The sequence below is a fragment of the Bradyrhizobium sp. CER78 genome, assembly GCF_029846235.1.
Lineage (GTDB): Bacteria > Pseudomonadota > Alphaproteobacteria > Rhizobiales > Xanthobacteraceae > Bradyrhizobium.
In genome coordinates this window covers 278,919-299,509 of the sequence record NZ_JARVWP010000006.1, presented here as the reverse complement: position 1 = coordinate 299,509, position 20,591 = coordinate 278,919, and the positions used below count along the sequence as shown (strand labels likewise).

General features: G+C 64.1%; 16 protein-coding genes. 8 read left to right on the top strand and 8 right to left on the bottom strand.

What is annotated here, in order from left to right:
• Window positions 1–90: 90 nt before the first annotated feature.
• From mnmE to QDT69_RS15505, 5 genes are all read left to right on the top strand, one after another.
• Complete coding sequence (mnmE, locus tag QDT69_RS15525; protein WP_279707375.1) at window positions 91–1,416, top strand: tRNA uridine-5-carboxymethylaminomethyl(34) synthesis GTPase MnmE; 1,326 nt, start codon at window positions 91–93, stop codon at window positions 1,414–1,416.
• A gap of 235 nt (window positions 1,417–1,651) precedes the next feature.
• A complete protein-coding gene (gene mnmG, locus QDT69_RS15520; protein ID WP_279707374.1) occupies window positions 1,652–3,535 on the top strand; it encodes a tRNA uridine-5-carboxymethylaminomethyl(34) synthesis enzyme MnmG in 1,884 nt (627 codons plus the stop codon).
• Window positions 3,536–3,669: 134 nt separating this feature from the next.
• On the top strand, window positions 3,670–4,335 hold the full coding sequence (gene rsmG / locus QDT69_RS15515) for a 16S rRNA (guanine(527)-N(7))-methyltransferase RsmG (RefSeq protein WP_279707373.1): 666 nt from the start codon (window positions 3,670–3,672) through the stop codon (window positions 4,333–4,335).
• Window positions 4,336–4,366: 31 nt separating this feature from the next.
• Entirely contained in the window at window positions 4,367–5,218 is an 852-nt protein-coding gene (locus QDT69_RS15510; protein WP_035650830.1) for a ParA family protein, read from the top strand.
• Window positions 5,219–5,362: 144 nt separating this feature from the next.
• Window positions 5,363–6,253: a ParB/RepB/Spo0J family partition protein gene (locus QDT69_RS15505; protein ID WP_279707372.1), complete on the top strand. Its 891-nt coding sequence runs from the start codon at window positions 5,363–5,365 to the stop codon at window positions 6,251–6,253.
• Window positions 6,254–6,414: 161 nt separating this feature from the next.
• Here QDT69_RS15505 and holA read toward each other — a convergent pair whose 3' ends face one another.
• The 5 genes from holA to QDT69_RS15480 form a co-directional block, all read right to left on the bottom strand.
• Entirely contained in the window at window positions 6,415–7,446 is a 1,032-nt protein-coding gene (gene holA, locus QDT69_RS15500) for a DNA polymerase III subunit delta (protein WP_279707371.1), read from the bottom strand.
• 8 nt (window positions 7,447–7,454) lie between these two features.
• Window positions 7,455–8,009, bottom strand: coding sequence for an LPS assembly lipoprotein LptE (gene lptE / locus QDT69_RS15495; protein WP_279707370.1), 555 nt, complete (start codon window positions 8,007–8,009; stop codon window positions 7,455–7,457).
• Entirely contained in the window at window positions 7,996–10,638 is a 2,643-nt protein-coding gene (gene leuS, locus QDT69_RS15490; protein WP_279707369.1) for a leucine--tRNA ligase, read from the bottom strand. Before leuS ends, lptE begins: the two co-directional genes overlap by 14 nt.
• A 354-nt stretch (window positions 10,639–10,992) precedes the next feature.
• The gene (locus tag QDT69_RS15485) at window positions 10,993–13,587 is read right to left on the bottom strand and encodes an MASE1 domain-containing protein (RefSeq protein WP_279707368.1); all 2,595 of its coding nucleotides are present in this window, start codon (window positions 13,585–13,587) and stop codon (window positions 10,993–10,995) included.
• Window positions 13,588–13,964: 377 nt separating this feature from the next.
• The gene (locus QDT69_RS15480) at window positions 13,965–15,656 is read right to left on the bottom strand and encodes a diguanylate cyclase (protein ID WP_279707367.1); all 1,692 of its coding nucleotides are present in this window, start codon (window positions 15,654–15,656) and stop codon (window positions 13,965–13,967) included.
• 108 nt (window positions 15,657–15,764) lie between these two features.
• Between QDT69_RS15480 and QDT69_RS15475 the strand changes: the two genes are divergently transcribed.
• Window positions 15,765–16,469 carry a YggS family pyridoxal phosphate-dependent enzyme gene (locus tag QDT69_RS15475; protein WP_279707366.1) on the top strand — a complete coding sequence of 235 codons (705 nt, stop codon included), beginning with the start codon at window positions 15,765–15,767 and terminating at the stop codon, window positions 16,467–16,469.
• Between the two features lie 136 nt (window positions 16,470–16,605).
• On the opposite strand, the gene QDT69_RS15470 is transcribed toward QDT69_RS15475, so the two are convergent.
• Both QDT69_RS15470 and QDT69_RS15465 read right to left on the bottom strand, forming a co-directional pair.
• Complete coding sequence (locus QDT69_RS15470) at window positions 16,606–17,391, bottom strand: hydratase (protein WP_279707365.1); 786 nt, start codon at window positions 17,389–17,391, stop codon at window positions 16,606–16,608.
• A gap of 156 nt (window positions 17,392–17,547) precedes the next feature.
• Window positions 17,548–18,087, bottom strand: a complete 540-nt coding sequence (locus QDT69_RS15465) for a L,D-transpeptidase family protein (protein ID WP_279707364.1) — start codon at window positions 18,085–18,087, stop codon at window positions 17,548–17,550.
• A gap of 243 nt (window positions 18,088–18,330) precedes the next feature.
• On the opposite strand from QDT69_RS15465, the gene QDT69_RS15460 reads away from it, so the two are divergent.
• Together QDT69_RS15460 and QDT69_RS15455 are read left to right on the top strand one after the other, a co-directional pair.
• Window positions 18,331–19,017: a response regulator transcription factor gene (locus QDT69_RS15460; protein WP_016841446.1), complete on the top strand. Its 687-nt coding sequence runs from the start codon at window positions 18,331–18,333 to the stop codon at window positions 19,015–19,017.
• 57 nt (window positions 19,018–19,074) lie between these two features.
• On the top strand, window positions 19,075–19,515 hold the full coding sequence (locus QDT69_RS15455) for a cyclic nucleotide-binding domain-containing protein (protein WP_050425197.1): 441 nt from the start codon (window positions 19,075–19,077) through the stop codon (window positions 19,513–19,515).
• Between the two features lie 157 nt (window positions 19,516–19,672).
• On the opposite strand, the gene QDT69_RS15450 is transcribed toward QDT69_RS15455, so the two are convergent.
• Window positions 19,673–20,488, bottom strand: a complete 816-nt coding sequence (locus QDT69_RS15450; protein ID WP_050425198.1) for an exodeoxyribonuclease III — start codon at window positions 20,486–20,488, stop codon at window positions 19,673–19,675.
• Window positions 20,489–20,591 lie beyond the last annotated feature (103 nt).

Sequence of the window (20,591 nt, the reverse complement as noted above, 5' to 3'; positions counted from 1 at the left end):
TCGGCTATATTGCAGTGCAGCATTCTACGATATTGCATGCGAAATGGAAGCGGCATTGCCTTTGCTGATTGGCTTGGGAAGAAATAGGCAATGCATCCGCGCGACCAAACCATCTTCGCTTTATCCTCCGGACGGCCACCGAGCGCGATCGCCATTGTGAGGCTGTCTGGCCCAATGGCCGCGTGGGTCATTGGAGGACTGGTGGGTAAGGTGCCGGTTCCGCGAATGGCGACCCGCGCGCTGCTCCACGATTCAAACCACCAGCCGATCGATGACGCGGTCGTGCTCTGGTTCCCAGGCCCGGCAAGTGCGACCGGCGAGGACGTTGCCGAATTTCATGTCCATGGTGGACGCGCGGTTCTGTCGGCGCTGTTCGATGCCATCGCGGAATTCGACAACGTCCGGCCGGCTGAGCCCGGCGAGTTCACCCGGCGGGCATTTGAGAATGGCAAGCTCGACCTGACCGAGGCCGAAGGTCTCGACGATCTGATTCACGCCGACACCGATCGCCAACGGCGCCAGGCGCTGCGGCAGTTGAAGGGGCTGCTTGGCGATCGCGCCCGCGACTGGCGCGAGCGGATCATTGCGGCGTCGGCGCTGATCGAGGCCGGCATCGATTTCTCCGATGAAGGCGATGTCCCGGCGGAGCTGATCGCGCCGGCGCTCGAGAAGGTCCGGGCGCTGCATGGTGAGATCAAGCAAGTGCTTGCCGGGCAGGGCCAAGGCGAGCGGCTGCGTGACGGCCTGGTGGTTGCGATCGCGGGCCCGCCGAATGTCGGCAAATCGACCCTGATCAATCAGCTTGCCAAGCGCGAGGTGGCGATTGTCTCGCCGCACGCCGGCACGACCCGCGACGTGATCGAGGTGCAGCTCGATCTCGACGGCTATCCGGTCACGGTCATCGACACCGCCGGGATCCGAGAAACCAATGACCCGGTGGAGCGGGAGGGTGTTCGCCGCGCCCGGGCCCGCGCCGCGGAAGCCGACCTCGTGCTTTGGCTGGCCGACAGCGGCGCCGCAAAGCCGAGGCACGGCGGTACGACGCCGACCTGGCTGGTGCGAAACAAGATCGATCTGGTCAGGGCTCAGTCGGGTGAGGGTGGCAGCGCCCCCGAATTCAGGATCTCGGCGGCCCGCGGTGACGGCCTTTCTGAGCTGATCACTGCACTGGTCGGTTTCGCCCACGACTATTTTGGAACCAGCGAAGGCGGTTTGATCAGCCGGACCCGGCAGCGCGCGTTGCTCCAGGAGACCGTCGACTCGCTTCAGCGCAGCATCGATGTGGTCGGGCAGGGTGAGGAGCTGGCGGCGGAGGAACTCCGCAGGGCGGCCACTTCACTCGGCCGCTTGCTCGGTCGGGTCGACGTTGAGGACATCCTGGACGTCATCTTCCGCGAGTTCTGCGTCGGGAAGTAGCTCGGGGCCGGACCTGTTTCACGTGAAACATGGTTTCGGGTTGGTTAACGAGCGTCTCACGTTTCACGTGAAACATTTGGCTTCGCGTGACCGCGCTTGTTTCACGTGAAACAGCTCCGCCTGTCATTGCGAGCGATCCGGACCGATCCATATTTCGCTCAGTTGGTCGGGTCTCAGACCGGCGATCTCAACTTCGTTCTTCCGGCTTTCATCACTCCGCGATAGAAGTCCCGCCATGATCTCCAGGGCAGACTCATTTGACGTCATCGTCATCGGCGGCGGCCATGCCGGCTGCGAGGCCGCGAGCGTGGCTGCCCGGATGGGCGCCAAGACGGCCCTCGTGACCCATCGTTTTGCGACCATCGGCGCGATGTCCTGCAATCCCGCCATCGGAGGGCTCGGCAAGGGCCATCTGGTCCGCGAAGTCGACGCTCTCGATGGTCTGATGGGCCGGGTCGCCGACGCTGGCGGCATCCAGTTTCGCATGCTCAACCGCCGCAAGGGTCCGGCGGTCCGCGGTCCCCGGGCTCAGGCCGACCGTAAGCTCTATGCGGCCGCGATGCAGACAGCGATTATTGAGACCGTGAACCTCTCCGTGATCGAGGGCGAGGCGGATGAGCTGATCGTCGTCGAGGGCCGCGTGACCGGTATTCGCCTGGGCGACGGCCGTCAGCTCTCAGCAGGCGCGGTCGTCATCACGACCGGGACCTTCCTGCGTGGTCTGATCCATCTCGGTGAGAAGAACTGGCCGGCGGGCCGGGTCGGCGAGGCGCCGGCCATGGGCCTGTCCGCGTCGTTCGAGCGGGCAGGTTTTGTGCTCGGCCGGCTCAAGACCGGGACCCCGCCGCGCCTCGACGGCACCACGATCGACTGGTCCGCAGTCGAAATGCAGCCCGGAGACGATCCGCCGGAGCCGTTTTCGGTCATGACGGACCGGATCACGACGGCGCAGATCCAGTGCGGCATCACTCGGACGACGCCGGCGACCCATGAGGTGATCCGGGCCAATGTGCACCGCTCGCCGATGTACTCCGGTCAGATCAAGAGCTCCGGTCCGCGTTATTGTCCCTCGATCGAGGACAAGATCGTCCGCTTCGGCGATCGCGACGGCCATCAGATCTTCCTGGAGCCGGAAGGGCTCGACGACTCGACGGTCTATCCCAACGGCATCTCGACCTCGCTGCCCGAGGAGGTTCAGCTCGCGATCCTTGCCAGCATCCCTGGTTTGGAGCGGGTGAAGATGGTCCGGCCCGGCTATGCGATCGAGTACGACCATGTCGATCCGCGCGAGCTTGATCCGACCTTGGAGACCAAGCGTCTGCGCGGGCTTTTCCTGGCCGGTCAGATCAATGGCACCACCGGATACGAAGAGGCGGCGGGGCAGGGCATTGTTGCCGGGCTCAATGCCGCACTGGCCGCCGGCGGCACCGATCCGATCGCGTTCGACCGCGCTGACGGCTATCTCGGCGTGATGATCGACGACCTCGTGACCCGCGGGATCACCGAGCCCTATCGGATGTTCACCTCGCGCGCCGAGTACCGGCTGACGCTGCGGGCCGACAATGCCGACCAGCGGCTGACCGATAAGGGCATCGCGCTCGGATGCGTCGGAACGGCCCGCGCGGAGCGTCATAGGACCAAGATGGCGGCGCTGGACGCGGCCAAGACCTTGGCGAAGTCGCTTGCGATCACACCGAATGAGGCCGCCAGGCACGGGCTGGCCCTCAATCGCGACGGCAACCGCCGATCCGCCTTTGAGCTGCTGGCCTATCCCGAGATCGGATGGCCCCTGGTCCAGGCGATCTGGCCGGAGTTGTCGGCCATTGACCCGGCGATCGCGGTCCATCTCGAGATCGATGCCAAATACGATGTCTATCTGAAGCGCCAGACCGCCGACGTCGACGCCTTCCGGCGCGACGAGGGCCTAGTCCTGACCGATGTCGACTATGCCGACGTGCCGGGTCTGTCCAACGAAGCGCGCGCCAAGTTGCAGAAGGCGCAGCCGCGGACGGTCGGGCAGGCGGGCCGGATCGACGGGATGACGCCGGCCGCGCTGGGTATTTTGGCCGCCTATCTGCGACGCGAGGCGCGACGAAAATCGGCCAAGGCGACGGCCTGACGTTTCACGTGAAACGGGCGGCGGCCTCGCCATTGCGATGAGCGGAAGCGACGAAGCAATCCATCGCTCCCGCGGGTGGACTATGGATTGCTACGCTTTGCTCGCAATGACGAGCTCGATCGGCTTTCCAAAGAATGGCTCCAGCCTCGCAATCCGCCGAACTCATCGTCTCCGCGAAGGACAAGGCCGCGGCGCTCGCCCTCACCCCTGTTTCACGTGAAACAGAGGCGCGGCTCGATCGCTATGTCGCCCTCCTCCTCGAATGGCAGGCCAAGACCAATCTCGTCGCGCCATCCACGCTGCCGAATCTCTGGACGCGCCATATCTCCGATTCGCTGCAGCTCCTGAGTCTCGCACCGACCGCGAAGTCCTGGGTCGATCTCGGCAGCGGCGGTGGCTTCCCCGGCGTCGTGCTTGCCTGTGCCTTGGCCGAGACGCCGGACGCGCAGATCCATCTGGTTGAGCGAATCGCCAAGAAGGCCGCATTCTTGCGCGAGGCGATTCGGGTCACGGCGTCGCCGGGGACGGTGCATCTGGCTGATATCGGGGATACTGTGGATAGAATCGCGGGCCCCATCGATTGCGTCACCGCGCGGGCGCTGGCTCCGTTACATCAACTCATCGGCTTTGCGGAGCCGTGGGTCAAAAAGGGCGCCAAGGCGCTGTTTTTGAAGGGCCAAGATGTAGAGGCCGAATTGACCGAGGCCACTAAATATTGGAATATTGAGCCAAAGCTACACTCCAGCCGGACCGGCGGACAGGGCTGGATCGTCGAACTCGGGTCAATCGAGCGGCGCTAGGGGACTCCGCAAGAGCAAATGGTATTTTGGTATGACTGTGATGGACGAGGTTTATCAAGGGGATAAGGCGCTCCAAGCGCCGGGCCATCCGCGCATCCTGTCGCTCGCCAACCAGAAGGGCGGCGTCGGCAAGACCACCACAGCGATCAATCTTGGTACCGCACTCGCTGCGATTGGTGAGCGCGTCCTGATCGTCGATCTCGATCCGCAGGGCAACGCCTCGACCGGTCTCGGCATCGATCGCCGCAACCGCAGCTGCTCGACCTATGACGTGCTGATCGGCGAAGCGCCGCTGCGCGATGCCGTGGTCGCGACCGCGGTGCCGCGGCTGCATATCGCGGCCTCCACCATGGACCTCTCCGGCCTCGAGCTCGAGCTCGGCACCACGCCGGGCCGCGCCTTCCGGCTGCGCGATGCGATCGCCGGACTGAACAACAACGTCTCGCCGGACTCCGATTACACCTACGTGCTGATCGACTGCCCGCCCTCGCTCAACTTGCTCACGGTGAATGCGATGGCCGCGTCGGACGCGATCCTGGTGCCGCTGCAATGCGAGTTCTTCGCGCTCGAGGGTCTGTCGCAATTGCTGCAGACCGTGGAGCAGGTGCGCTCGACGCTCAATCCGACGCTGTCGATCCACGGCATCGTGCTGACCATGTTCGACTCGCGCAACAACCTCTCCAACCAGGTGGTTGCCGACGTGCGCCAGTTCATGGGCAACAAGGTGTACGACACCATGATCCCGCGCAACGTGCGCATCTCCGAGGCGCCATCCTACGGCAAGCCGGTGCTCGTCTACGATCTCAAATGCGCCGGCAGCGATGCGTATCTCAAGCTCGCTACCGAAGTGATCCAGCGCGAGCGCGAACTGCGCGCGCACTAGCGACGTTGCGTAGGATGGGTCAAGCGCAGCGAAACCCATCACCCTCATCGCATGTGGCGATGGGTTTCGCTCTGCTCGACCCATCCTACGATTCTGAAATTCAAGTCTGGAGTACTGCGTGTGAATCCAAGGGAGCTCGCAACAATGGCCGATGAAGCGCGTTCGCGACTGGGGCGCGGGCTGGCAAGCCTGATCGGAGATGTCGGCGGCGAGGCGGCCGCGCATGTCGAGCGGCCGCGTAACCAGCGCAAGGTGCCGATCGAATTCCTCAAGGCCAACCCGCGCAATCCGCGGCGCAGCTTCGCCGATGCCGAGCTCGGCGAGCTCGCCGATTCGATCAAGGCGCGTGGCGTGATCCAGCCGATCGTGGTGCGCGCGATCAAGGGCGCCCAGGATCGCTTCGAGATCATCGCCGGCGAGCGCCGCTGGCGCGCCTCGCAGCTCGCCGGTCTGCATGAAGTGCCGATCGTGCCGGTCGAGGTCTCCGATTCCGACGCGCTCGAGATCATGATCATCGAGAACGTGCAGCGCGAAGACCTCAACGCGATGGAAGAGGCGCTGGGCTATCACTCGCTCGCCGACGAGTTCAAACGCGGCCAGGAAGACATCGCCAAGATCGTCGGCAAGAGCCGTAGCCACGTCGCCAACATGATGCGGCTGACCAAGCTGCCGAACGAAGTGCAGGCGCTGATTTCGAAGGGCGATCTCTCCGCCGGCCACGCCCGCGCGCTGATCGGCGTGCCGGATCCGCTCGCGGCCGCCAAGCGCATCGTCGCCGAGGGCCTCAACGTCCGCCAGGCCGAGGCGCTGGCGCATGAAGAGGGCGTGCCGGAGCGCAAGCCGCAGAAGGCGCGCTCTGGCAGCGCGGCCAAGGTCGACAAGGATGCCGACACGCTGGCGCTGGAGAAGCGGGTCAGCGATGCGCTCGGCCTGACCGTCACCGTGAGCCACCGCGATCCCGGCGGCACTGTCCAGATCAACTACCGCAATCTCGAGCAGCTCGACGAAGTGGTGCGGCGGCTGGAAGGCGGCTAGTTTCTCCAAGCTCTCTCCTCGTCATTGCGAGGAGCGATAGCGACGAAGCAATCCATCTGTCCGCATGTGCGGAGCGATGGATTGCTTCGCGGAGCCTGTCATCGGGCGCGCGTTCGCGCGACCCGTTGGCTCGCAATGACGTCTCCCTCCAATAGCCTGCCTCATCCCCGCCGCTTCGCATTCACCGCGATCGAGAGCAGGGCGCGATGCGCGATCACGGCCGCGAGCGCGGCCTGCTTGCGCATGTCGAGCGCTGCGGTCGCAAGCTGATCGATGATGTTCACCAGCCGCTGCGGCGTGAAATTGCGCAGCGCGATCTCGACCGCGGGCTTGCGCGAGAAGTGCAGCCGCGGGAATCCCCCTTCGAGCACGGCCGACGCCGGCGTGCCGTCCGCGATCGCCAGCGCCGATTTGTGCAGCCACGCCGCCTGGCGCTGCGCGGCCGAGATGATCACGCCGGGATAGGTGCCGGCGACCATTGCCTTGGTGAACTCGGTTTCGACCAGCGCGGCGTTGCCGGCGAAGGCGCCGTCGACGATCGGATCGAGCTTCAGCTCCGAGGCGTCGGAGACCACGGTCATGACGTCGTCGAGCGTGATCTCGCCCTTGCCATGCGCGAACAGCGCAAGCTTGCGCAGCTCGTTGCGCGAGGCCATGCGGTCGCCGCCGAGCAGCGACATCAGCACCGCGCGCGCATCTTGCGCGAGCCGCAGGTTGGAGACGCGCAGCTCGTCCTCGATCAGCTTGGTCAGGTCGCGCTCGGTGTCCGGATAGCAGCCGATCGCGACCGCATTCTTGGCGCGCTCGCAGATCTTGCGCAGCGGCGATTCCGGCCTGAGCTCGCCGGCCTCGATCACGATGCGGCAATCCCTGAGCGCAGGCGTTTCGGTCAGCGTCTCGACGCCGCTCGAAAAATTGCGCGAGCCGGCGCGGACGCGGATGGCGCGGCGGCCGCCGAACAGCGGCACCGTCATCGCTTCATCGACCAGCCGCGATGGCTCGGCGGCGAGCTCATCGCCATCGAGCCGCACCAGCGAGAATGGATCGTTGGGATCGTCGACCGCCGAGGCCATCAGCGCATCGGCGCGCTCGCGCACGAGGCCGAGGTCCGGGCCGTAAAGCAGGATGATCGGGCGGCCGGCGTCGGGCCGGGCGAGGAAGCTGTCGATCTCTTTTCCGCGAAGTGCGACCAATGCGGCGATCAGGTCCCGCTAGAGAAGAACGAGGCGAGCCGGGTCTGGATATTGTCGGCGATCTCCTGCGCGGCGCGGTCCTCGGCATCGCGCAGGGCGCGCTGGCGGGAGAAGCGCTGGTAGGAGCCCGGCATGTCGTAGGACACGCGCGAGAACGTGGTGCCGGTCATCACAGACTTGTTCGAGGCGATCTCGACCAGGTTGAACTGCGCGTCGACGCCGTAATTCTCGCTGCTCGGCAGCGCGGTGGCCGGGTCGATCATCAGCGAGGAGCGGCTGGTGGTGAAGCGCAGCACCAGGCGATGCGTCGGCGGCATGCCGGTGGCGGTGCCGTAGAGCTTGAAGGCGAGGGCGTTGCGGACCTCGACGCCGACCCGAGCCTCGCGCGAGGCGTTCGGCTTGTCGACCGGTGGAACCTCGACACCCATCAGCTTTTCGCGCAGGCCGGGCGAACCGTCGAGGGTGCGCTCGGCATACATCGGCTGGAAGCATCCGGCCGTCAGCGCGGCCAAGGCTGCCACAGCGATGAGCCGGGCGGCGATCCTGATCCTAGCCGACAACATTGACGATCCTCATGGGCACCACGATCACCTTGCGGACGGGCTTGCCGTCCAAGGCGGCTTTTACCGCATCGAGCGCCAAAACGGCAGCCTCTATATCCGCATTTTGGGCGGTGCGTGGCACGGTAACATCACCTCGTTTTTTACCGTTGACCTGGACAACCAGGGTCACGCTGTCCTCGACCAGCAGATCGCGCTCGATTTGCGGCCAATCGGCCTCGGAAACCAGCCCTCGCTGGCCCAGAACCACCCAGCACTCCTCGGCCAGATGCGGCATCATCGGCGAGAACAAGTGGACCAGGATGGTCGCGGCCTCTTTCACCGCCCAGGCAAGGTCCGGCGCCGGCTTGTCGCCTTTCGCCAGCACGTCGGCCAGCGCGTTGGCGAACTCGCGGATATGGGCGAGGCAGACGTTGAAATGCAGCCGCTCGATCCCGGACGACACCTTGTCGAGCGCGCCATGGGCCGCCTTGCGCAGCGCCTGCGCTTCGGGCCCAAACGTGCCCGGCCGCGCCGCCGGCGCCGACTTGGCGATCTCGGCCGATTCGTTCACCAGCCGCCACAGCCGCTGCACGAAGCGGGCGGCGCCTTGCACGCGCTCGTCGCTCCAGATCACGTCGCGGTCCGGCGGGGAGTCCGACAGCATGAACCAGCGCGCGACGTCGGCGCCATAGCTCGCGATGATGTCGTCGGGGTCGACGGTGTTCTTCTTCGACTTCGACATCTTCTCGATCGGGCCGATCGCGACGTCCTCGCCGGTCTCAAGCAGCACCGCGCGGCGGGCATTACCATCAACCTCGATCTTCACCTCGGCCGGCGTCACCCAGGCGCCGTCGGCCTTCTGGTAGGTCTCGTGTACCACCATGCCCTGGGTGAACATGCCGGCGAACGGCTCGCTCATGTCGATGTGGCCGGTGGCCTTCATCGCGCGGGTGAAGAAGCGGCTGTAGAGCAGATGCAGGATCGCGTGCTCGACGCCGCCGATATACTGGTCGACCGGCATCATTCGGTTGGCAACCGCGGGCGTGGTCGGCGCGTCCTTGTTCCAGGGATCGGTGAAGCGCGCGAAATACCACGACGAGTCCACGAAGGTGTCCATCGTGTCAGTCTCGCGCACGGCCTTGCCGCCGCACTTCGGACAGGTGACGTGCTTCCAGGTCGGATGATGGTCGAGCGCGTTGCCCGGCTTGTCGAAGGACACATCCTCCGGCAGCGTCACCGGCAGCTGATCATCAGGCACCGGCACCACGTCGCACTTCGGGCAATGGATCACCGGGATCGGGCAGCCCCAATAGCGCTGGCGCGAGATGCCCCAGTCGCGCAGGCGGAAATTCACCTGGCGCTCGCCGACCGGCGCCAACCTTCCTTCACCTGGCAAGTCGCGCAGCTCGGCTTCGAGCCGCTTGGCGACCTCTTCCTTCGCGGCTTCGATCGTCATGCCGTCGAGGAAGCGCGAATTGATCATGCGGCCGTTGCCGTCATAGGCGGTGTCGGTGATGACAAAGGTCTTCGGGTCCTGGCCCTCGGGGCAGACCACGGGCACGTTGCCGAGATTGTACTTATTGACGAAGTCGAGGTCGCGCTGGTCGTGCGCCGGGCAGCCGAAGATCGCGCCGGTGCCGTATTCCATCAGCACGAAGTTCGCGACATAGACCGGCAGCTTCCAGCTCGGATCGAACGGATGCACCGCCTTGATGCCGGTGTCGAAACCCTGCTTCTCGGCGGTGTCGATGATCGACTGCGCGGTGCCGATCTTCTTGATGTCGGCGATGAACTCCGCAAGATCAGGGTTCTTGGCGGCAGCCGCCTGCGCCAGCGGATGATCCGCCGAGATCGCCATGAATTTGGCGCCGAACAGCGTGTCCGGCCGGGTGGTGAATATCTTCAGCTCGCTCTCGCCGGCCGGCGTGGTCGCCGCGTCAAGCGCGAAGCGGATCAACAGGCCCTCGGAGCGCCCGATCCAGTTGCGCTGCATCAGCCGCACCTTGTCGGGCCAGCGATCCAGCCCGTCCAGCGCCTCCAAGAGCTCCTGCGAGTATTTCGTGATCTTGAAGACCCACTGGCTCATTTCGCGCTGTTCGACGACAGCGCCCGAACGCCAGCCGCGGCCGTCGATCACCTGCTCGTTGGCGAGCACGGTCATGTCGACCGGATCCCAGTTCAGCTTGCGCTTCTCGCGCTCGGCGAGGCCGGCGGCCAGCATGTCCAAAAACATCTTCTGCTGATGCTTGTAGTAGCTGGGGTCGCAGGTCGCGAACTCCCGGCTCCAGTCGAGCGACAGGCCGATCGACCGCAGCTGCTTCTTCATCGCGGCGATGTTGTCGTAGGTCCAGGCCTTCGGCGCCACCTTGCGCTCGATCGCGGCGTTCTCCGCCGGCAGGCCGAACGCGTCCCAGCCCATCGGATGCAGCACGTTGTAGCCGCGGGCGCGCATGAAGCGGGCCAGCACGTCGCCGAGCGTGTAGTTGCGGACATGGCCGATATGGATGCGCCCCGACGGATAGGGGAACATCTCGAGCACGTAGTATTTCGGCCGCGGATCGTCGTTCTTGGAGGCGAAGATCGCCTTTTGGTCCCAGATGGCTTGCCAGCGGGGTTCGGATTCACGGGCGTTGTAGCGTTCGGCGGTCATGAAATCGCAGGGTTTTCGGTGATTTTCGGGTCCCATCCGGGGACGGCGGACTAGGCCACAAAAACGCCCATGGGGTCAACGGCTTGGGGTCTGCCAAATGGTCATGCCGGGGCGCCGCCGCGAGGTAGACACCCCGTCAGGAACCCGTTCGGTGTCGTCACCCGGCTTGACCGGGTGACCCAGTATTCCAGAGACGTCCATGCTTGAACCGAGAGGCCGCGGCGTACTGGATCGCCCGGTCGAGCCGGGCGATGACAGCGTCATATGAGGCGCAATTCCGCATTCCCGCGACATGATTTGCTCGAGTTTTGTCCCTCGGGCACCGCCGAACAGCGCCCGCGACGGCGCGACCGGTCAATGTCTGCGCACGTCCGTCGTGTTTGATGCCAAAGGTACGACGGATGATCGCGGCGATCTCGGAGGCGCAAGATCCTGGATGAAATCTCTGAGTGCCTCGGTGTCGAACGGCTTGCGGAGTATCTTTAGACTTGGCGGTGCCGCATTTGCAGCGTCGCTGTAACCGGTCGTAAGGGCGATCGGCAAACCCGGGTAGCGCGACCGCACTTCTCTCGCGAGCCCGACGCCATCGATGGTTCCCGGCATGACGATATCGCTGAAGACGAGATCGATCCTGGTGCCGGCATCGAGCAGTTTCAACGCCGCTTCGGCCGAATCCCGATAGATCGTTTCATAGCCTAGATGCTCGAACAGCGAGGATGTCACATCCGCTACTTCGGGGCTGTCGTCGACAACAAGAACCGTTTGCCGCTGCGGCTGCTTCGGTCTTGCTCTGGCGGCGGCGAGGTCTTTGCTGGCGGTCTGCTCGTCTGCACTGGACGGCAAATAGATTGTAATCGTTGTTCCCTGACCAACCTTGCTGTCTGCCGTCACCGTTCCCCCCGCCTGGTGGGCGAAACCATAGACCTGGGACAGACCGAGCCCGGTCCCCTTCCCGACCTCTTTGGTCGTGAAGAACGGATCGAACATCTTGGACAGAAGATGCGGCGGAATGCCGGTGCCGGTATCGCCAAGCGCTATCGCAAAGAAAGCCTTTGCGCGGCGGTCGCCGCCGGTTTCCTGGTTCGCGGTCACCGCATGGACGGACAGAGTGAACGTGCCGCCGTTTGGCATTGCATCGCGCGCATTAACGGCGATGTTGACGATCGCAAGCTCCAGCTCGGCGAGGTCCACCTTGACCGACGCGACGCCCTCACCGACGTTCTCGTTGTAGACGATGTTTCCGCGCAATGAGCTCTCAATCATGGTCCGCATGTTCTTGATCGACGCATTCAGATCAACGACCGTCGGGCTGAGATGCTGATGACGAGAGAAGGTCAACAATTGGCGCGTGAGGCTCTCGCCGCGTTTGGCCGCGGTCTGGATGGCTTCGATTGCTTTGGGCAGTTTTGGATCAAGCAGGCGCGTGAAGATCTGGGCGCTGCCTCCGATGATCATCAATAGATTGTTGAAGTCGTGCGCAATCCCGCCGGTCAGTTTGCCGATCGCCTCCATTTTCTGAGACATCGCGAGCTGTTCGCGGGCCTGGACCAGCTTCTCCTCGGCGTCGCGCCGCTCGGTTGCGTCGCGCAGAATACTGATGAAGCCGATCAGATTTCCTGCGTCATCATGGCTCGACGAGACGGAGCCCGTGATGAAGAACGGCGTACCATTCTTTCTGATGCGCCAACCCTCCACGTCGTACTTGCCTCTTTCGATTGCCGTCTCCAGCGCGTGTGCCGGCGAACCCGCGCGGCGTTCATCCGGCCGATAGAAAATTCCAAAATGCTTGCCGATGATTTCTTCCGAGCTGTAGCCGATGATTTTTTGAGCGGTGCTATTCCAACTCGTAACGTGTCCCTCTCGATCGAGCGCAAAAATCGCATAGTCGACGACGCCTTCGATAAGGGTTTGGAAATGCCGCCTGATGTTGTCGAGCGCCAGGGCTTTCCGTTCCAGTTGACCGTTCAGTTGGTCCCGAACAGAAAGGAGATGGTCTTCCGTGGTCTGGCGCGTCGCAATTGCCGCTGCCAGCGCAAGAGGCGGTGCCGATACGCTGATCGAGAGCACGAGCAAGGATAACAGTGCGCCATTCGGATCCGTTTTCGGAAATGGATCATTCCCTACCGAAAACCCCCACACGGCCATTCCGACAAAAATGAACGCAGCCGTCGACACGGTGCATCGATCGCCGCGCAGGCCGGCCCAGATCAAGGGCAATAGAACCAGAAAGCCCAGCAGGCTCCGATGCGGCAGCAACACGTCGAGGTCAGTGCTGATGAGGTCGCTACCGATGAGCGGGCTATAAGCAACGATCCCGACGATGCCGGCGAGAACGGGGACGGCGATCGATTCCAACAGCTTCCATTTGGAAGGAATGCGCAAGGGCATCGTCGCCCAGAGCACGATGAGCGGAGCAACCACCAGGGTCCCGGCAGCGTCTGCAAGCCACCAGGTCACCCCGGCGACGACGGAATCGGAAAGGCTCAATTCATTGGCGAGCGCGAAGCCGGCCGAGGCGATGGTTGAACTGATGATCGCGGTCGGCGCACAGGAAATGATTGCAAACTTCGCGACACCGACAGGCGTGGCAAGCGTCTGGCGACCGTTCGACCAACGGTCGATCAGCCATGTCCCGGCACATGCAGCAAGCAGGCTGCCGATCCCGGCGGTGCCGAATTCCAGGAGCGATCGGTCGGCCATGAAGTAAGGAGAGACGGCCCCCACCAGGATCGCAGGCCAGATCCGATAGCCGCGCAGCAGGACCAGCGCGAGCGCAAGCCCGGTCGGCGGCCATAGCAGTGTCGCGGTTGGATTGATCGCCGGAAGCAGCCGCGCGGCTTCGGCAAGCCCGCCATAAATCGCGGCAATTATCAGGATTTCGACCGCGTAGGTCGCAATGGCCCGAGCGTCGCCAAAAGCGAGCATCCTGGCTTTGTCGAACCTTGCCATTTCCATCGCAAGCCTTTGCAGTGGGCATCTCAGGAATGCGGTGGCGACCTGTCCCCTGATCCAGTGTCACCAAAAGCGGCGAATCGCATTGTCATGACGTCGATGTTCCCGCCAAGCACTCAACGCAGTTTTGACCAAAGCATGGCCGCACGATGGTGAGTAGAGGGATGCCCGGCAACTTCGGAACGAGGGACTATCGGGCAGCACCGTTGACCTAATAACAGTGGCGCGCCGGGATCCGAAACGGGTCACGGCGGCATCCGGACTACAATTGGGTACGATCCCGTTGCGTGTCGATAAGAGCACCAGCAGTCATTTTGCCTGCTGGCGGGAGGGATGCGCTCTCGATGCTGCTCCACCTGCACGGGGCGATGCAGCTAGCTCGCCAGCGCCATCCCGGCTTCATCCAGCGTCTGCAGGAACCCGTGCTCGATGACGGCATTCCGGCCGCGGCGTTTGGCGGCGTAGAGGGCAGCGTCGGCGGCTTCAATCAGATCGCCGGGGCGCTGGGTCTCGTTCGGCTTGGTCGTTGCGACGCCGACGCTGACGGTGACGACGCAATAGCTCGAGGGCGCGTGCGGCACGGCGAGGCCGAGCACGGCAGTGCGCACGGTCTCGCCGATTGCCAGCGCATGCGCGGCATCGGTGTTCGGCAGCAGCAAGCAGAACTCCTCGCCGCCATAACGGCCGGCAAAGCCCATCGTGTCGGCGGCGATGCCGGACAGCACCTCACCGATCCGCGTCAGGCAGGCGTCGCCTTCGGGATGGCCGTAGGTGTCGTTGTAGAGCTTGAAGTGATCGACATCGATCATCATCAGCGACAGCTCGCATTCATACTGCTGCGCCCGCATCCATTCGAAGTCGAGCCGGCTCTGGAAGCCGCGGCGGTTGGCGAGGCCTGACAGCGCGTCGATTGAAGCCATCACCGTGAGACGGTCGTTGGACTCAACGAGCTCGCGCTCGCGCTGGCTGAGCTGCGCCGCCATCGCGTTGAAGGCGCGCGCCAAGGGCACGAATTCCGACGGCAGCTTGTGCTTGGCGACGCGCGCCGACCAGTCGCCTTCGCCGAACCGCCTTGCCATGCCGGTCATCAGCTCGATCGGATGGATGACGAGCCGTTCCGCGCCGACCAGGGCACCCAGCAAAACGAACAGGCAGACGAAGCCGAGCTGCAGATAGGCGGTGCGGATCTCGCGGTTGATCGCCGCCGTCACCTTGGCCTCATCCATGCTGACGATCAGCCGGGACTGCGTTCCGGCGATGCGGGCAAAGCTCAGCGTACGCTGTGCGCCGTCAGAGGCCGTGAACGACACCGAGCCCGACGGCTCGTCGTAGCTCAGCGCCTTCTCGGCAATCGCCGACATTAAGGGGATGGTGTCGAGCGAGTGGCCAATCAGGCTTGCATGATCCGATGGAGCCGCGATCACGAGGCCGGTGCTATCGACCAGAGCGGCCGACATGCCGGGCTGGCCGCCGAGATTGGCCATGATCTGCGACAGCCAGTCGATGTTGATGCCGGCGACCACGATGGCGTCCTGTTCCGGATTGATCGCGGCCACCGGATAGGCCGCCATCATCATCGCGCGGCCATTGGTCCTGCCGCGCAGATAGTCGCTGAACACGAAGCCGCGGTTGTCCTGCGCCTTCTTGAAATATTCACGATCGCCGATGCTGAGCCCGACCTGGCTGTTCAGCGTCGAGCATTGCACCAGCCCGTCCCTCGACACGAACATGATGCTGCGGATCCAGGGCAGCACCGTCGGCAGGCTGGCGCGGAGCACCTCGCAGCTCTGCCCAACGCCGCCGGAGGCGCGGATATAGGCGGCCGACTTCAGCATGGTCTCGACCGAGGACACCACTTCGCGCTGGGTTTCCGCGGCGTGTGCGGTGAGGTTGGCATAGCCGGCTGCGGCCTGGGCGATCTGCTTGCTGCGGGAATCTTCCAGCGTGCGGACGCGATCGAGCATCAAGGGCGCGACCAGCATCACCGCAAGCAAGGCGAGCCGGGCACGGATACCCAGAACCTTCTTGAGCCTGACCCGGTTGCGGTTGAAAGTGACGCCCGACATTCTATTCCCTTGCCCGCGCACAAGGTAGAATGCTGGGATTCAAAAAGCCTTTCCCGAATTTGGTAAAATTCGAGCCAACCCCCGCACCTGTCAGAGAACGGCACAAGCATGACGCAAAGCCCGACCACGCCGTTATCGGCTGATTCATCACATGGCCTCGCCGCCGTGGAGCAGGAGATCGCGCGTGCCTGCAAGGAGGCGCGGCGCGACCGCGCGTCGGTGACGCTGATCGCGGTGTCGAAGACATTCGCGGCCGACGCAATTTTGCCGATTATCGGCGCCGGACAGCGCGTATTTGGCGAAAATCGGGTGCAGGAGGCCAAGGGCAAGTGGCCGGAGCTGACCCAGGCTCATCCCGGCGTGAAGCTGCACCTGATCGGGCCGTTGCAGTCGAACAAGGCCAAGGAGGCGGTCGCGCTGTTCGATGCGATCCATTCGGTCGATCGCGCCAGCATTTGCGAAGCGTTAGCCAAGGAAATCAAAAATCAGGAGAAGCACCCGGAACTGTTTGTCCAGATCAATACCGGCGAGGAGCCGCAGAAGGCCGGCGTCGCGCCGCAGGACGCGGATACCTTCATCGCGGCGTGCCGCGACAAGTATGGCCTGCAGATTTCCGGACTGATGTGCATCCCGCCGGTCGACCAGGCGCCGGCGCCGCATTTCGCACTCTGCGCCAAGATCGCCGCGCGCAACGGCCTAAAGAATTTGTCGATGGGCATGAGCGCGGATTTCGCCGTGGCAATCGCGATGGGCGCGACGCACGTGCGGGTGGGCTCGGCGATTTTTGGCACGCGGACCGTGCCGCATAACTGATGTCGTCCTGGCGAAAGCCAGGACCCCTTGCCTCCGTCGTCGGTTGCAGACTGAATGTTAGCCGCGTGTCCTTTCCTGAGGCCGCGGCGTATGGGTCCAGGCTTTCGCCAGGACGACGATGTGGAGAATGCGCAGCCTACGCGAACCGCACAGACACCTTTCCAATCGCGCCAAAGTCCGCTGCGAACACATCACCCGCCGCGATCGGCAGCGGGGGATGGCAGGTGCCTGTCGTGACGACCTCCCCTGCCCGCAACGTCAGCCCGAGCGCGCGCAATTCGTTGGCACACCAGGCGAGCGCCACGCGGGGATCGCCGAGCACGTTCTTGCCGTGGCCAATGTAGCGTTCGCCGCGCAGCGCGATGGTCGGGCGCTCCTCGACCAGATCGATCGCGCGCCAGTCCGCGGTCGTTGCAGCTCCGAGCACGAACAGATGCGCGCAGGCATTGTCGGCGATCAGCTGCGCTTCGCCGGCGGAGACGAAATCGGCGAACCGCGAATCCGGAATCTCGATCGCGGGGTGCAGCGTGCCGGCCGCCTCCAACACTTCGCTTACGCTGTACGGCGTTGTGCGCGGCACGAGATCACGCGCCATGCGGAAGGCGAATTCCGGTTCGCCGACGCGCATCTCGATGCCCTTCATCGACGCGGTGCCGCCATCCGCGATCACTGTTTCGGCGAGGATGCGCCCTGCCAGCGGCCCGGCGACGTTGATGTGCCTCTGGCCGGCCGCGCTGGTCGCCGCGATCTTCCAGCCGAACAGTTTTTCGCGCGACGTCTTCTCCAGCGCGGCCTGCACCGCGTAGCCCTCGGTGCGATCGCGCGGCCGGATTGAGCTGTCGAGTGCGCCGAGTTTTGTCCCTGCGTGCCAGTGCTCGCTCAGGACTCTTGCAGCGGCCGCGATCTGGTTGGTGTCGAGCATGCTTTCGCTCCCGCGAGATTTATTTTGGGGAATGTTTTTGGGTCGCGAGCAATCTCAGCACAAACGCGTCGCGTCTGTCGCGTGGGAAAACCGATGCTCAGCTATTCCAACCATCCAGAACATTCGCGCGCCGATGCGATCGGAACGCAAAACGCCCTACCCGATGATGATACGGGTCTGCGGGGACATTCGCCGCAACAGCCGCAGCATCGACGCCTTCGTCATCGAGACGCAGCCCGCGGTCGGTCCGAAATTCGGTCGCGCCAGATGCAGGAACACGGCGCTGCCGCGGCCGGCGATCCGCGGCGCAGCGTTGTGGTCGATCTCGACAATGAAGTCGTAGAGATGATCCTCGCGGGTCAGGCGGTCGCCGGTCTGCTCGCGGTCGAGCCGGATCGGCTGGTTGTAATGGCGGTCGGCGGGGTCCTCGCACCAGGCGTCCTCGCGGCGGATCGGCCGGGTCGGCAGGAAGGTCAGGGGACGCCGGTGCCGGTCGGCGCGCCACCACAATTGCAGCGGATGGAAGATGCCGCGCGGCGTGCCGCCGTCGCCCTCGCGCTTGTTGGCGAGGATTCCGCCGCGTCCGAGCGCCACGGGAACCGTCCAGCCGTCGGCCGTCAGCCAGCCCCGGCGCGGATTGCCGGCGGCGGCGCGGACCTCGATGGCCGAGAGCGGGCGATCACGTTTCGCTGTCATATAAGTGATTGAAATAGCTGATCTTCCCTCAAGAATCGTTCCAAACTGAACTTGCCTAGGATGTTCGGATCATTCTATCACCCGGCATTACAGGACATTCACGTCCTGCCCCGCCGGATTTGAGGTAGACTGCCGTTGCCTTGTGAATCGGTAACAATCGCCTACCTGAGCACATATCTAGCCGATGTTACGGTCTTAAGCGCCCTCCGCCTCTGACCGCCCCGCCCCCGAAGGATTGTACCTATGGCCAATGCCCGCAAGATCTTGATCGTGGATGACGATACCGATCTGCGCGATACGCTGGTGGAGCAACTGTCCCTGCACGAGGAATTCGAAGCCTCCGCAGTCGACACCGGCGCCAAGGGCGCCACTGCCGCCAAAGCCAATTCTCCCGATCTGGTCCTGATGGACGTCGGCCTGCCCGACACCGACGGCCGCGAAGTGGTCCGCAGCTTGCGCAAGGGTGGCTTCAAGGCCCCGATCATCATGCTGACCGGCCACGACACCGATTCCGACACGATCCTCGGCCTGGAGTCCGGCGCCAACGACTATGTGGCCAAGCCGTTCCGCTTCGCGGTGCTGCTGGCCCGGATCCGGGCGCAACTGCGCCAGCACGAGGCCAGCGAGGACGCGGTGTTCTCGGTCGGCCCCTACTCGTTCCGTCCCGGCTCGAAGATGCTCACCGGCGCCAATGCCCGCAAGGTGCGACTGACCGAGAAGGAAACCGCGATCCTGCGCTTCCTCTACCGCGCCGGCCAGATGCCGGTGTCGCGTGAGACCCTGCTCCAGGAAGTCTGGGGCTACAATTCCGGTGTCACCACCCACACGCTGGAAACCCACATCTACCGCCTCCGCCAGAAGATCGAGAAGGACGCCGCCAACCCGGAAATCCTGGTGACGGAAGCCGGTGGCTACAAGCTGGTGCCGTGATACGCTTCGCGCTCAACGATTCGTGAAATCGAGGCGCACCGCGGTTACCGGACCTGAATGTCGATCGATGATGACGTAGCCCTGCTCGAGCGGGTCCCGACGATGCGTCTGTTGGGCGAGAGCTCCTTGCGCATGCTGGCGATCGGCTCCGAGCAACGCGACTTCAACGCAGGCGAGGTGCTGTTCAAGGTCGGCGACGCGGCGGACGCCGGCTATGTCGTGCAGCGCGGCAGCTTCCGCGTCGAGGAAGGCGGCGCCGAGATCATCGCCGGCCCCGGCGCGCTGATCGGTGAGCTCGCATTGATCGTCGCGATGAAACGCCCGTCGACCGCGACCGCATTGGAGCGCGGCTCGGTGATCCGCGTCGCGCGCAGCCTGTTCCAGCGCGTGCTGGAGAGCGACCCAGCCGCAGCCCGCCGCCTGCGCGACGAACTTGCGCTGCGCACCAGCCAGCTCGCCAGCGATATCCTGATGGCGGGCGGGAAGTTGAGCACATAAATTGTCGTCACTGGGCGACAGCTCTCCAATCCGTCATCCTGAGGAGCGCGGAACGCGCGTCTCGAAGGATGCACGGCCCGGCTGGTGGCCGTCCACCCTTCGAGACGCGCTTCGCGCTCCTCAGGGTGACGGATCACGTTGCTGCTTTACCAGTGAATCAAACCTCCATCACCGCCGTCACCGGCACATGATCCGACGGCCGCTCCCAGCTGCGGGCGTCGCGGGTGATCTTGAAATCGCTGACGTGATCCTTCAGCGCGCGCGAGACCCAGATGTGATCGAGCCTGCGGCCGCGGTCGCCGACGGTCCAGTCCGCGGCGCGATAGCTCCACCAGGTGTAGACTTTTTCCGACATCGGGATCCGCTCGCGCGCGATGTCGAACCATTCGCCATGCGCCTGCGCCGCGAGCAGCTTCTCGGTCTCGACCGGCGTATGCGAGACCACCTTCAGCAGCTGCTTGTGCGACCACACGTCGTTCTCATGCGGCGCGACGTTGAGGTCGCCGACCAGGATGTGGCGATCGTCGCCGCGCGGATGCAGCGGCTCGCAGCTCTTCATCTCGTCAAGGAATTGCAGCTTGTGCTCGAACTTCGGATTGAGCGCGGGATCGGGAATGTCGCCGCCGGCCGGCACGTAGAAATTATGCAGCACCAGCGGCTTTGCAATCTGCGCCTTCTCGCCGAACGAAACCGAGATGTGCCGCGAGTCGATCTTGTCGCAGAACGTCCGGATGTCGGTCGTCTCGAACGGCAGGCGCGAGACGATGGCAACGCCGTGATAGCCCTTCTGCCCGTTCAGCGCGACATGCTCATAGCCGAGCCGCTTGAAGCGCTTCAACGGAAACGCATCGTCGATGCACTTGGTTTCCTGCAGGCACAGCACATCCGGCCGGGCGCTCTTCAGGAATTTGGCGACGATATCGATGCGCAGGCGCACCGAATTGATGTTCCAGGTGGTGACGGAGAACCGCATGAGAGCTGCGTCTTAGCATGGTTCTCAGTGCGGGTCGGCGCTTTGTCCACAAGCAACGGTGCGTAGGGTGGGTTAGCGCAGCGTAACCCACCATGCTTGCGCG

Coding starts and splice junctions, on each gene's coding strand:
- QDT69_RS15460 (WP_016841446.1), top strand. CDS start 18,331: ATGGCCAATGCCCGCAAGATCTTGATCGTGGATGACGATACCGATCTG.
- mnmG (WP_279707374.1), top strand. CDS start 1,652: ATGATCTCCAGGGCAGACTCATTTGACGTCATCGTCATCGGCGGCGGC.
- QDT69_RS15485 (WP_279707368.1), bottom strand. CDS start 13,587: ATGGCAAGGTTCGACAAAGCCAGGATGCTCGCTTTTGGCGACGCTCGG.
- QDT69_RS15480 (WP_279707367.1), bottom strand. CDS start 15,656: ATGTCGGGCGTCACTTTCAACCGCAACCGGGTCAGGCTCAAGAAGGTT.
- QDT69_RS15465 (WP_279707364.1), bottom strand. CDS start 18,087: ATGACAGCGAAACGTGATCGCCCGCTCTCGGCCATCGAGGTCCGCGCC.
- rsmG (WP_279707373.1), top strand. CDS start 3,670: ATGGCTCCAGCCTCGCAATCCGCCGAACTCATCGTCTCCGCGAAGGAC.
- mnmE (WP_279707375.1), top strand. CDS start 91: ATGCATCCGCGCGACCAAACCATCTTCGCTTTATCCTCCGGACGGCCA.
- QDT69_RS15455 (WP_050425197.1), top strand. CDS start 19,075: ATGTCGATCGATGATGACGTAGCCCTGCTCGAGCGGGTCCCGACGATG.
- leuS (WP_279707369.1), bottom strand. CDS start 10,638: ATGACCGCCGAACGCTACAACGCCCGTGAATCCGAACCCCGCTGGCAA.
- QDT69_RS15470 (WP_279707365.1), bottom strand. CDS start 17,391: ATGCTCGACACCAACCAGATCGCGGCCGCTGCAAGAGTCCTGAGCGAG.
- QDT69_RS15475 (WP_279707366.1), top strand. CDS start 15,765: ATGACGCAAAGCCCGACCACGCCGTTATCGGCTGATTCATCACATGGC.
- QDT69_RS15510 (WP_035650830.1), top strand. CDS start 4,367: ATGACTGTGATGGACGAGGTTTATCAAGGGGATAAGGCGCTCCAAGCG.
- QDT69_RS15450 (WP_050425198.1), bottom strand. CDS start 20,488: ATGCGGTTCTCCGTCACCACCTGGAACATCAATTCGGTGCGCCTGCGC.
- lptE (WP_279707370.1), bottom strand. CDS start 8,009: ATGTTGTCGGCTAGGATCAGGATCGCCGCCCGGCTCATCGCTGTGGCA.
- QDT69_RS15505 (WP_279707372.1), top strand. CDS start 5,363: ATGGCCGATGAAGCGCGTTCGCGACTGGGGCGCGGGCTGGCAAGCCTG.